Consider the following 13103-nt stretch of genomic DNA (forward strand, 5'->3'; position numbering starts at 1 on the left):
CTACTTACTGTACTCTCTTAATATACAATCGATCATCTTGCTTGCTTCTGATTTAGAAAAAGCTTCAATATCTTTTTCTAATGCTATTTTATGTGTTTTACACAAATTTAATAAGTAGTTTTTTTGTTTTGCTGTAATTGGAGAATGTTTAGGTACTTTCCAATCATTAACTTTCGGTATAAATAAGTGTGGTGCTTGATCTATAAATCCTTCTTGTAAATTTCTAAGAAGTTCATAAGTTGCGTAAGCATCGTCATAAGCTCTGTGTGCATTGACTAAATCTATACTATAATGATTGCAAAGATCACCTAATTTTCTACTTGGTAAATCTGCTAAAACCTGTCTGGAAATAATTAATGTATCTACTGTATGATAATTAAATTTTAAGCCTAATCGCTCAGCCTTTACTTTCAACATTCTATAATCAAATAAATCTATATTATGTCCTACTAAAGGTAAATCACGACAAAAGTTAATAAATTCTGGCATGACTTCTTCTATAGTTCTAGCATCTTCTACCATTTCATTTGTAATCCCCGTAATAGATGTAATATATTCTGAAATTGTTTCATTAGGTTTTACCAATGTACTAAATTTTTCTTTTGGTTGTCCATTTTCTACATATACAGCACCAATTTCGATAATATCACTTTCTAATGGTTTTGTCCCTGTTGTTTCTATATCTAAAACAATGTAGTTTTTCATCCTCGTTCTCCTTACAGTCATTTCTTAGTCTATTTTACTCTATTTTCATTAGAATGCAAATTGAAAATGACATCCAGTAAATTTGCACCAATTATTTTTGATTATTTTATTGACAAAAATCTTTAAATAGACTTAATTGCATTTTTTTAATATGCAAGATATAGTATATACTGAACATAAAAATCATATATATAGTACTAAACAGGGTATAACTGGAAATAACTTAAGGGGGATTATCATGGAGTATTACGTAATTAAAAGAGATGGAAGAAAGGCAAGTTATTGCCGCGACAAGATTCAAAATGCTATTAGGCGTTCTGCATCTGACTCAAACTTAGTCCTAGATGTTGAAAAAATCACTAACGAAGTCGAAAAACGTATCTACGATTCAAGTTGCTATGAAATTACTGTAGAACAAATTCAAGACCTTATCGAACAAACTTTAGATGATCTTGAACTTAGTACAGTAAAAAATACATATGCCAACTACCGCAAAGAACGTACACGTATCAGAGATTTAAAATCTGAGCTTATGGATACAGTTCATGCGATAGGAATTGAAACAGACCGCGACAATGCAAATGTAGGTAACAACTTCTCTTCTAAACTCTTACGTATTGCTAGTGAAACAAACAAATGGCATAACCTATCTACTATGCCAAAACATTTAGCAAAGCTACACGAACTGGGGGATTTATATTATCACGATTTAGATAGCTACAACTTAACCACTAACTGCCTTCACATTGATACAGGTGCAATGTTTGAACAAGGCTTTAACACTGGATATGGCACTATAAAAAAACCAAAACGTATTGAAACCGCTGCTGAACTAAGCTGTATACTTTTACAATCTTCACAAAATGATATGTTTGGTGGGCAATCCCATGTTAATTTCGACAATGATATGGCACCTTATGTAGACTATACACGTACTGAAATTATTGAAGAATACAAACCATTACTGGATATTATGAATGAAGATGCCTTTAAAAACTTTGTAGAGAAAAAGCTGAATACACGAGTTCATCAAGCCATGCAAGGTATTGTTTATAACTTAAACACTATGCATTCACGTGCAGGTTCACAAGTACCTTTTAGCAGCTTAAATATTGGTATTCCTGACTCTAGTGATGCAGCACTTGTATGTGAGGCCTTTCTACTCGAATATGAAAAAGGACTAGGCAAAAACGAACAGCCTATTTTCCCAAATATTATCTTCCGTGTTAAAAAAGGTGTGAATAGAGAAGTGAATGATCCTTATTACTATCTCTTTAAGTTGGCTTGCCGCGTAGCAGCATCTCGTATGAATCCAACTTTCATGAACATTGATGCAGACTTTAATCTTCACTATTACGAGAAAGGCATTTTACCAGCTACAATGGGATGCCGTACTTACGTATGTTCTAATGTCAATGGTCCTGAAGGTCCAAATAGACGTGGTAACAATGCACCGACAACGATCAACCTCCCACGCCTTGGTATATTAGCAAATAAAGACTTAGACCATTTCTGGCAACTCTTAGATGAACGTCTTCACCAAGCACGTGAATCTTTAATGCATCGCTATGAAATCTTAAAACACCTTAAAGTCAAAGACTTACCTTTTGTAGCTGGTCAAGGTCTTATGCTTGGTTCTGAAGGCCTTTCACCTAATGATTCTATCGATCCAATTTTAAAGAACGGTACATGGTCTATTGGCTTTATCGGTCTTGCAGAAACACTTACTGCACTTGTTGGTTCTCATCATGGCGAAAGTGAACAAGCACGTGAGCTAGGTTATCGCATTATTCAGCGTATACGTAACTTTACAGATAAAGCAACACTAGATACACATCTTAACTGGAGTTGTTATGCTACACCTGCCGAGGGGCTAAGCGGACGTTTTATTGCCCAAGACTTAGCACGCTTTGGTAGTATTGAAGGTGTAACTGATAAAGAGTACTATACCAACAGCTTCCATGTACCGGTAAACTATCCTGTATCTATTATTGATAAGATTCAAATCGAGGCACCATTCCATCAAATGTGTAATGCAGGACATATTAGTTATATTGAGGTAGATGGTTATCCAGATGGAGAAACTATTGAACGTATTATCCATTACGCATACTCTGAATCAAATATTAGTTATATCGGTATTAACTTCCACTTACGTTATTGCAAAAACTGTGGTAACACAATTAATGATGGTGTTAAAGCATGTCCGGATTGTGGCAGTACGGATATTCAAGGCATCAGCCGTGTTACGGGCTACTTAAGCTTAGATGAACGTTTTGGCACTGGTAAATCTGCTGAACGTCATGATCGTATTGCTCACGATGGTAGCCAAAGACATACTTATACCGTATGCTAAATTTACTTCAAGAAGCCGGCCCTACTTTACAAGTAGCTGGCTTCTTAGACCATTCTTTTGTTAATGGTGAAGGCTTTAGGAGCGTTGTCTTTCTCTCCGGCTGTAATCACCATTGCCCTGGCTGCCACAACTTAAGTATGCAAAGCTTTAATTATGGAGATACACTTTCCTCCAAAGACGTTTTTGAAAAAATAAAAAAGAATGCACCACTTATCAATGGGGTAACTTTCTCAGGTGGAGATCCTTTTGAACAAAGTGAAAGACTGGTTCCTCTTTTAGAAAACATTAAGTCACTTGGACTTACTATTTGGTTTTATACCGGTTACACTTACGACCAACTTCTTGAAAACGAATCTTTTAGTCAACTACTTCCCTATATAGATGTGTTGGTTGATGGGCGTTTTGAAGAAGCTTATAAAACAGATACAAAAAAATACATCGGCTCCTCTAATCAACGTATTTTAAAACTTCTAGATGGATCTATTCAAGAAGAACTCTGCTTCTAATATAATTTTTCTTTTATTCTATTAAAGTAGTAGGTTCAAGTGAAATATTAACCAATTTCACTTGAACCTACTACTTTGTTTTTATTATACATCTTGCTCAATTATACTTTCCATTTTATTTATCTTATACAAATTTTCTTTTATTTTTCTCATTTCTTAGAAATTCACTTTTTTTATTTCTAGAAGAAAACTGGTCGAAAAATACAGTTTTTTGGCGCATTGAATAGTTTTATTTTTGTAAACTTTTATCTCTATACATGATTTTTATTCTGTTGTATAACTATCTTATAACCAATATAAAAGTGCAGCTTGAATACCCATACTAGGCAAGTCTTCTCGCTGTACCACTAAAAATAAGTTTTGCAACTTTTACTCCTCCCTCTGATAAATGTGAATGAATTTATTTTTAGGTACTAGCCCTTTAAGTGGTGGCAACTTCTTGGGTTAGTTCATCTATCTTGTATATACATTATTTTTATAGCCATATTCAATTAGATTATGCCTCTATAGATTATCGTCTGTTATGATATGCCTTAATGCAGCCAACCAACTTGGCAACCTGCCGTGATAACTATCTAAATAGCGCTTTCACCTATGGAACCCCAATACAGGTATACTGACCTTAAGCCTAATCTAATATATACGACATCCTAAGGTATTTCCTTATGAATAGGACTTTCTTCATGTATCTATACACTTGCCACAACAGCATAAACCCAGCCTAAGTCTACCTATATTTATTCAGGGGGAAGGAAGATTTAGGCTGGCTTGTGTTGCTTTTCCTGGGAAAATAAATGCTTTAATAGAAAAAGGTTATGTAATTGCTTGATTAAGCCATTACATAACCTTTTTCTATTTTTTCCATTTAAACAATACAATACCTACTATAATAATACCTACAGCAAGTAGCTTTGTCCATTGGAAGTCCGCCTTCTCTGTGCCAAACCATCCTAATAGTTCAATAAGGTATGAACCGACTAATTGAGCAATTAGAATAAGCATTGTTGCTCCGGCTGGTCCCATCTTTGATATGGATAAAATAACGGTGTACACAATACCTGCTCCAAGTACACCCCCTAATAAGTAAAACTTATTCACACTTTTTAATCCACTTAAATCTGCATCTCTTACAAATGCAAGTACGATTAAAGAAGTTAAAAGTCCTATTGCATTTACAATAGCATTAGTAAACCATAGACCGGCCTTTTCATTTACACGTGTATTAAAAACACCTTGAATACTCATTAAAAGACCGGATATTATTGCAACTATACTCGCCACATCTTCGCCTCCACTAACCTTTTGTCCGATGACTCGTATTTGTCATTCTGAGTTAGTTTGAGGAAAACATGAACTTTTTATACACTTATCTTCTTCTATAAAAGATGAATACCATGTTTTTCACATGTTTCAATCATTTCATCTGGCCAGCTTGATGCCTGTACTTCGCCAACATGGATCTTATGAAGGAAGAACATACAGATACGTGACTGCCCAATACCACCACCAATTGTATAAGGTAATTTTTTATCTAGTAATAAGCTATGGAATTCTAAGGCTTTACGCTCTTTACAATTTGCAAGCTCTAATTGACGTTCTAATGCCTCTTCATCCACACGTATACCCATTGAAGAAAGTTCGAATCCACTTTCAAGAATTGGATTCCAAAACATAATGTCACCATTTAAACTCCAATCATCATAGTCTGGTGCACGTCCATCATGTCTTTCTCCATTTGAAAGCACATCACCAATTTGCATAATGAATACTGCTTTCTTTTCTTTACAAATTGCATTTTCTCTTTCTTTTGGACTTAATTCAGGGTACAGTTGTAAGAGTTCTTCTGAGGTAATAAAAGTAATTTCTTCAGGTAACCATCTCTCTAACATTGGGTACTCATGAATAATATAGTTTTCTGTTTTAGCAAAAGCATTATATATTCTTCTAACTGTATCTTTTAAGTAATCTACCGTACGCATTTCTTTTGTAATGACCTTTTCCCAGTCCCATTGATCTACATAGATAGAATGTAAGTTATCTACTTCTTCATCACGTCTTATAGCATTCATATCTGTATAAAGACCTTCACCTACTTCAAAGTGATAACGTGCTAGTGCCATACGTTTCCATTTGGCAAGAGAATGTACAATCTCTACAACTGCTCCATGATCATCTAATACATCAAAACTTACTGGTCTTTCAGTCCCGTTTAAGTTATCATTAAGTCCTGTCTCTGGTTTAACAAACAAAGGTGCAGATACACGTGTTAAGCATAGTTCATAAGCTAATGCTGTTTCAAAGTAATCTTTCAGTTTTTTAATTGCTACCTCAGTTTCTCTTAAATCTAGTTGAGAAGTATAACCTTCTTTTAAAAATAAATCCATATTCTTCACCCTTTCTAAAATAATAAAAAAACCTTCATCCCATTCATAAATTATGAAAGGGACGAAGGTTATAATTCGCGCCACCCTATTACATTCATACACGTACGGAATTCTCGATACGCTCTAGATATAACGGTCTACCCCGTCTAAGCCTACTCACTTACGCTTTCGGTTAGCAGCTCCAAGATGTTCTTCGGCTAAAACAAAGGTCGCTGGCTTTCACCTATCCCAGCTCTCTGTAGACATTGTACTTAGCTTACTCTTCTTATCATCGCTTTTCAAATAATATGTTTTGAATTATATATAACTTTATTCTTATTGTCAATACTATATATTTTTTAATCTTCAACTTTATAAAATGGCAAAAATCTATTCCAATCGAAATCTTCTCTTATTCCTTCTTTATGTAACCAATCTACAAAGGTACTTTCAATAAGGTTAATATGTTCCGTTACGAGTTGTACAAGTTTGTTCTTATCTTCAGCTTGTAAAGCCTCTACTATCTCCTCTTGGTGAGAGTGTCCTTTCATTAACTCAGGAACTAAATGATAGATATACATGAGATATCTTTCTACACGTACAAAACACTCTTCATACATTTTACTTAGTTCCTCATTATGAGCAAAATCACAAAACAATTGATAAAATAAGCGATAATGTCTGCAATAAACTTCTGGTCCTTCATTTTCTGCCATCTTCTCTACAATATATTTTAATTTATGCAAGACCTCTTCGTCTTTGGTATGCTGCATCAATCCAATACAGCCTGTTTCAAAAACCCTGCGTACTTGAAATACCTCTTGCATTTCCTTAAAACTCATATAGGTTACAATAGCACCTTTATTACGTACACATTTCACTAATCCCTTTGTCTCTACTTGAATAAGTGCCTCTCTCGTAGGAATCAAACTTACATCAAATTGTTTAGCAATTTCGTCCTGTTTAAGCTGTATCCCCCCCTTGTACTCACCATGCAATATAGCATCCTTTAAAGCTTCCGCAATAAGATCTGGCATATTTTTGAAATTTTGTATCTTACCTAACGCATATAATTTGCTACTCATAGGAACATTATACCAAATTTTCTAACTAAAATATAATATTTTTTCATATTTTTTATAAATAAATTTCTTTAATGTAATTATTCTGTACCTCTATGCAGGTTATACAAATAGCTACATAAATATTTTGTATCTACCACTATCAACCTATACAACTTATAATATTACATTTACTAATCGTTAGATAACCTTTGTTATACATCTGATATTTGCTATAATAAGAATAGAAAAGGAGGTCCATATGCCTAAAATTATACATGACTTAAATAAACGGATCGAACAAAGTGCTATCGAACTCTTTAACGCTTATGATTATAATCAAGTAGATATGAAAATGATCGCAAAGAAATGTCATATCGCTGTTGGTACACTTTATAACTACTATCCTAATAAAAAGCAACTTTTTATTCATGTTTTAGAGTGTAGTTGGAGTGAAACATCCCATACTTTAGACCGTATCTATGCTATGGATTTAACACCTGAAGAAAAGCTTTCCCAAAGCATCGAAGTGCTTTATGATGATATTGCCCACCGTAAAGGAATGGGAAAACTCATTTATAAAGTTTTAGCACGACAAATGGTGGAAGAAGCTGAAATGATTGACCTATTCCATACGATCTTCTTCCAACTAGAACGTCTATTTGAAAGCTTTGAAAAGAAAAGTTTTTCTTGCAGTACAGAAACACTAGATATTAGACTAGCTAAATCTCTCATTACTCAAATTCAAAATGCAATCGCTTCATATCCTCATGAGCGTGAAGATAACCTACACTTTATTCAAGATTTCTTTTATAACTCCATGCACGTTGATACAACTTTAAAAAAAGTCTATTTAAAAGACCATGCTATGTAGCATGGTCTTTTCTCATTAGAATAAATGTTTGGTTAGGTGTGAGGGCATGTAGGCAAGCTTATTGTCTTCCAACTTCTAGTCCTCGACTTTTAAGACAGGCTAAGCTCATTTCATCAAACTAACGGTCAAAACTCAGAAAAGAAGTGCACTTTTCTTTAAACATTTCCCTAAAACCAGTTTGATTCTACTCACTAAGCCTCTCTAAAAAGTCTGCGGAGAAAGTTTCCATACAATAACTCACCTTACAGCCCATCACATTATAGACCCTTCCGGTAGAGGACTAGCAAAACTACATGACCCATTTTCTAAACATCCTTCATGTAAAAGTGCCTAATCATTTCCGAGTTTAGATCAAAAGTACTATTAATTCTACAAAGCGTATCTTACTTAACTCAGGAACAAACTACGAAGAAGTCTTATCAAATACTTGGAAGTTTTCTTTCCAAAGAAGAGATGTTTGCTCTTCTTTCCTCTCCACGGCGTGTCACTGGAAGTGAAAACTTAACTTTCTCAGTAGAAAAGGGCGGTGATGCGTGGGTGACCTCCATGGAGCTTTTTTCGAGAATGGACTTAGAATGGGTTAACGAATAGGAAGGAATGGGTTTGTGCGAGTGTTTGAGCGATAGCGAGTTTTCGCACATTCTGACTGAGTATGAGTTTACACATTCTTAGTCCATTTGAGCAAAAGCGAAAGGGAGAGCACACACGTAGTGCCGACCGGTCTATCTCAACTACTAAGTTTTCACTCCATAAAATATTTATTTTAAATTCGGAATCTGCCAATCAATAGGTACCCTACCTTGGCTTTCTAAAATTTCGTTTACCTTTTTGAAGTGACCACATCCAAAGAAGCCACGATATGCTGAAAGTGGACTTGGATGTACAGCTGTTAATACAACATGTTTAGGATTTGTAATTAAGCTTTGCTTTTTCTTAGCTGGTGTACCCCATAATAAAAAGATTACTGTTTCGTCTTTTTCATTGAGTAGCTGTATAATACGGTCTGTAAGCTGTTCCCAACCTTGATTTTGATGGGATTGTGGTGTACCTGCTCTTACTGTTAAAACAGTATTTAAAAGTAAAACACCTTGCTGTGCCCAGTGCATTAAATACCCATTATCTGGTATAAAGCATCCTAAAGACTCTTGTAGTTCTTTGTAGATGTTTTGAAGAGATGGTGGTGTCTGAATACCTGGGTTAACTGAAAATGCCATTCCATGGGCTTGATTTGGCCCATGATAAGGGTCTTGTCCTAAGATAACCACTTTTGTGTCTGCAAATGAAGTCACACGTAGTGCATTAAATAGATCTTCTTTAGGTGGATAAACAGTATAATTATTATATTCTTGTATTAAAAATTGTCTTAATGCTTGATAATAAGGTTTTTCAAATTCTTCCTTTAGTTTTGCATCCCAATCGTTATTTAAGTTTACCATGATGTTTTCTCCTTAACTTTTTACTTTAAAGCCTTCTCCCATTACTTCGTGTAAATTTTGAACTGTAACAAAGGCATTTTCATCAACCTCACTCACATATTCTTTGAGCATGACAAATTGTCTTCGATCTACTACTGTAGTAATGACAGTCTTGCGGTTATTACTATAAGCACCTTCTGCATCGTACTTGGTGGCTCCTCTTTCTAGCTTATCTAGAATATAAGCTGTTATAGGCTGAATAAGCTTTTCTTCACTTGGGATAATCACTACATATTTTTCTACACTGAAACCAGAAATAAAGTAATCAATGAGCGTTGTTGTAATGAGCACCCCTAGCGCAGCATAGAGTCCCTTTTCAATACCAAATTGGCTAATAGCAAGAAGTACTACCACCATATCCGCAATGAGTAAGCTTGTTGCTATATTGATATGTGTATACTTTGAAATAATTTTAGCAATAATATCTGTTCCTCCAGATGAGGCTTCTTGGTTAAAAATAATTGCCTGTCCAAAAGCAATAAATAATGCACCAAAAATAAGGATCACAAGATGATCTTGACTCAGCATAGCTACTTCTGGCACCACATATTCAAATATTCTCATAGTAAGCGCTATAGACAAACTTGAAGTAATACTCTTTACGCCAAACCCTGCTCCTAGCACAACAAACCCAATAATAAACATTAAAATATCTAAACAGAACACTAAAACACTAATAGGCACTTGAGTCAAGATGGATTGAAGTACAATCGCCAAACCACTTATACCACCTGCTGCAAACTGTGCTGGTGCCCAAAAAAAGTAAATTCCCACTGCAACTGCAATAGACCCTAAAATAATTTTCATATACGATTTAACTTGATGGTTCATCTTAATCACCTCATTTATCTTTTGTTTTAATAAGTATTTCTTTACCCTTCCTCGTCAATTGCTTAATGGCATATTCTCTTTTTAATGCTTCTCTTTTATCTTCATACTCTTCTTGATAAACCAGTGTTACAGGTAACCTTGCACGTGTATATTTTGCACCTTTTCCTTCATTATGTGCTTTTAATCGTTTTTCTATGTTATTGGTATAGCCTGTATAGTAAGTTTCATCACAACATTTTACAATATATACAAAATGCACGTTTGTCCCCTCTCATATTTTTAAATTTGACACATAGAATAAAGAAGTAATTGTTACTAAAGGAGGTCATTCCATGACTCAAACTGGTACTATTAAACATGTTTTCCCTGCAAGTAATACTCCTCATGGTTTTCACTCATTCTTTAACTATATTTTACCACAAACAGAAGCTAAGCAACTATATATTATTAAAGGCGGACCTGGTACTGGTAAATCTTCTTTTATGAAACGTGTTGGTAATTATGCAACCGAACAAGGCTTGGATGTAGAATTCTTCCATTGTTCTTCTGACCCAGGGTCTTTAGATGCCCTTGTTATCCCAAGTCTCAAAATTGCTTTTCTAGATGGTACAGCACCTCATGTTGTAGATCCTATTACTCCAGGTGTAACCGATCAAATTTTAAACTTCGGTAACAACTGGGATCCTGACAAATTAATTCCTTATAAAGAAGATATTATGTCTATCAATTCACGTATTAAAGATCAATTTGCTAAAGCTTATATGTATCTTGCTGCAGCTAAAAACCTTTATGATGCTTATGTGTTTACAGAAAGTAAAGCTATTAATACTTCTCAAAAATTTAAGTTAGAAAAGCAAATCCTGTTTCAACTTTTTGCTAATGTTAAAGATAAAGAAGAGCCTGGTTCCATACGCCACCTATTTAGCACAGCTATCACTGGCGAAGGTATTTTAGATTACATCCATACTATTGTAGGTACAACCAAAAACATTTATTTCTTTAAAGAAACCTTAGGTTGTAATAGTAAAGAATTGATGATAAAGATTGCAGACACTGCTGTTGCAAAAGGTTATCATATAGAATGTTATCATTCTCCTGTAGATACGGATAAAATCGAAGATATTATGATTCCAGAACTGGATCTTGCCATTACAACAAGTCATCTCTTACACAAACCTCGCATTTTCCCAACTTCTATTTTCGATTTTACTGCTCTACTTGACTACTCTATCTTAAAACCTATAGAAATTGATCTTGAGCGTGACAAACGTCGCTTTACAGATTTATTAGATAAAGGATGTAACACTATTGCAACTGCCAAGAAGATTCATGATGAGCTTGAAAAATACTATGTTGGCTCTATTGATTTTAACCGTATAGATACCTTATTTGATACAATGATAGAAACCTTATTTCCACCACAAGAATAAGTAAGAATAATTAATATACCCCTAAATATGTATTAATTAAAACAAAAAAGCTATTAGACTAAATACCTGAGTATGAGTCTAATAGCTTTTTTACGTTCTAGGAATTACTTGCTTCTTTCACTTGTGCTTTTAAGTAGTCTACTAAAGCTAAAAGTGGTTTTTTCTCTGCTGCAAATTCAATAACACCATCTTCACGTATTAAATCAAAGCTTGGATCATAAGGAACAAATTCAGTACTACCTTCTTCTCCCCCTAAATAACCAATCCTTATAATAAGTTCTGCTGCTCTAGGATTAGTTTCTTCAAACTTGGCATTTTTTAAGTTCTTAGCAATTTGTAATGCCTCTACTTGTTTAAGAATTTCTTCTTTAACGGATGGCTCTATTAATTGTCCATTTAATGTAGGTACTTGCTCTGCTTCTTTAAGTTGTAAACGGTAAACATCCTCTAAGTATTGTACTTCTATATAGCTCACTTGTTTTCTATCAAAACTATATAGTTGCTTATCAATCCATTCAAAAGGTGTAATCGCTTGAAGTGCACTTTCTACACTACCTTGAATTTCAAATACTTCGTCCGAACCATTCATTTTGAAATAGATATTACTTCCAATCTTATTTCCAAAATCAAATATATATTGATCATTTAATATAATCTGAGATTCTGGCACTTGAAGGCCATAATTTTCTAAATTAAGATTTTCATCTTCTACTAATTTCTCTTTTCTTAATGTTTCTAAAACCTGTAGGTAAGTTTCAATTTGCTCAACTTGTTCAGCTTGTACCCTATGAGCCTTACTAAAAGGCGCTTCCATGATCCATGAATCTTGCTTAGTAAGTAATACTTGAGTTTCACCTTTTTGTTTAAGCTCTACTTTCGTAATTTCTTCCACTGAAGGTACTATTACATGAGGTTCTATCATCTCACTTGTGGGTACCATAACACTTGCTAAGTCTATATCTAATACTAATGCTAACTCATCTTTTTCTTCATACCATACAAATGTTGCATTTTCTTCTAACACGCGGTGTCCTAACCAGTAGGTTGCACTTGTACCCGCTTCATCTAAAACACGTACTTTTTTTGAATTTTCATCAATTCCATAAGTGGTGATATCTTTTACGTTCTTAGCCATTTTATAGGAGTCTAAATGACTAATTTGATAGGCAATATTATTTATTAGACCTTGGTTATAAGAAACTGTAGGATGTTTCTCATTTTCCCAATTGTTATCCTTTTTTATAAATGTTTGAGGCGTTTCCCCTTCAATCTTAATCTCCTTAATTGCTTCTACTGTTAAGTCACATAATTTTTGTTGCACTAAATCTAACGCTTCTACTTGGCTTAATTGATACCATTTATAAAACCCAAAACCTGCTCCTAGAATAAGAATTGCTGTGACTACACCTATAATCGTCTTCTTCTTCATATTTTTGTCTCCTTTTATCTGATGGTTACCATCTGTTTATCTGAAGTCCATAATATATTGTTTATCTCAAATG

12 protein-coding genes and 1 other annotated feature are annotated in these 13103 nt (G+C 34.2%); of the genes, 4 read left to right on the forward strand and 8 right to left on the reverse strand.

Going from position 1 to position 13103, the window contains the following annotated elements; genetic code table 11:
- Positions 1-705: a 3'-5' exonuclease gene (locus PBV87_RS20310; RefSeq protein WP_271013526.1), complete on the reverse strand. Its 705-nt coding sequence runs from the start codon at positions 703-705 to the stop codon at positions 1-3.
- A gap of 238 nt (positions 706-943) precedes the next feature.
- On the opposite strand from PBV87_RS20310, the gene nrdD reads away from it, so the two are divergent.
- The gene (gene nrdD, locus PBV87_RS20315) at positions 944-3061 is read left to right on the forward strand and encodes an anaerobic ribonucleoside-triphosphate reductase (RefSeq protein WP_271013527.1); all 2118 of its coding nucleotides are present in this window, start codon (positions 944-946) and stop codon (positions 3059-3061) included.
- Positions 3055-3567 carry an anaerobic ribonucleoside-triphosphate reductase activating protein gene (gene nrdG / locus PBV87_RS20320; protein ID WP_271013528.1) on the forward strand — a complete coding sequence of 171 codons (513 nt, stop codon included), beginning with the start codon at positions 3055-3057 and terminating at the stop codon, positions 3565-3567. Before nrdD ends, nrdG begins: the two co-directional genes overlap by 7 nt.
- A gap of 852 nt (positions 3568-4419) precedes the next feature.
- Here nrdG and PBV87_RS20325 read toward each other — a convergent pair.
- From PBV87_RS20325 to PBV87_RS20335, 3 genes are all read right to left on the reverse strand, one after another.
- Complete coding sequence (locus PBV87_RS20325; protein ID WP_271013529.1) at positions 4420-4848, reverse strand: DMT family transporter; 429 nt, start codon at positions 4846-4848, stop codon at positions 4420-4422.
- 95 nt (positions 4849-4943) lie between these two features.
- Positions 4944-5951 (reverse strand): aspartate--ammonia ligase, encoded by a 1008-nt coding sequence (gene asnA, locus PBV87_RS20330; protein WP_053985471.1) that lies wholly within the window; start codon positions 5949-5951, stop codon positions 4944-4946.
- A 54-nt stretch (positions 5952-6005) separates the two neighbouring features.
- Positions 6006-6232 (reverse strand) — a binding site (T-box leader).
- A 57-nt stretch (positions 6233-6289) separates the two neighbouring features.
- The gene (locus PBV87_RS20335; RefSeq protein WP_271013530.1) at positions 6290-7015 is read right to left on the reverse strand and encodes a GntR family transcriptional regulator; all 726 of its coding nucleotides are present in this window, start codon (positions 7013-7015) and stop codon (positions 6290-6292) included.
- 238 nt (positions 7016-7253) lie between these two features.
- On the opposite strand from PBV87_RS20335, the gene PBV87_RS20340 reads away from it, so the two are divergent.
- Positions 7254-7865, forward strand: coding sequence for a TetR/AcrR family transcriptional regulator (locus PBV87_RS20340; protein ID WP_053985473.1), 612 nt, complete (start codon positions 7254-7256; stop codon positions 7863-7865).
- Positions 7866-8623: 758 nt separating this feature from the next.
- Here PBV87_RS20340 and PBV87_RS20345 read toward each other — a convergent pair.
- Genes PBV87_RS20345 through PBV87_RS20355 form a run of 3 tightly spaced genes read right to left on the reverse strand, consistent with a single transcriptional unit; the run spans position 8624 to position 10430 of the window.
- Positions 8624-9301, reverse strand: coding sequence for a uracil-DNA glycosylase (locus PBV87_RS20345; protein ID WP_271013531.1), 678 nt, complete (start codon positions 9299-9301; stop codon positions 8624-8626).
- 12 nt (positions 9302-9313) lie between these two features.
- On the reverse strand, positions 9314-10171 hold the full coding sequence (locus tag PBV87_RS20350) for a YitT family protein (protein ID WP_053985475.1): 858 nt from the start codon (positions 10169-10171) through the stop codon (positions 9314-9316).
- Between the two features lie 10 nt (positions 10172-10181).
- Entirely contained in the window at positions 10182-10430 is a 249-nt protein-coding gene (locus PBV87_RS20355; RefSeq protein WP_053985476.1) for a GIY-YIG nuclease family protein, read from the reverse strand.
- 73 nt (positions 10431-10503) lie between these two features.
- Between PBV87_RS20355 and PBV87_RS20360 the strand changes: the two genes are divergently transcribed.
- Complete coding sequence (locus PBV87_RS20360) at positions 10504-11601, forward strand: hypothetical protein (RefSeq protein ID WP_053985477.1); 1098 nt, start codon at positions 10504-10506, stop codon at positions 11599-11601.
- A gap of 97 nt (positions 11602-11698) precedes the next feature.
- Here the strand turns inward: PBV87_RS20360 and PBV87_RS20365 are convergent, their stop codons facing one another.
- Positions 11699-13030 (reverse strand): DUF4340 domain-containing protein, encoded by a 1332-nt coding sequence (locus tag PBV87_RS20365; protein ID WP_271013532.1) that lies wholly within the window; start codon positions 13028-13030, stop codon positions 11699-11701.
- Positions 13031-13103: the final 73 nt, after the last annotated feature.

The sequence above is a fragment of the Holtiella tumoricola genome (genome assembly GCF_027857615.1).
Taxonomy (GTDB): Bacteria; Bacillota; Clostridia; order Lachnospirales; family Cellulosilyticaceae; genus Holtiella; species Holtiella tumoricola.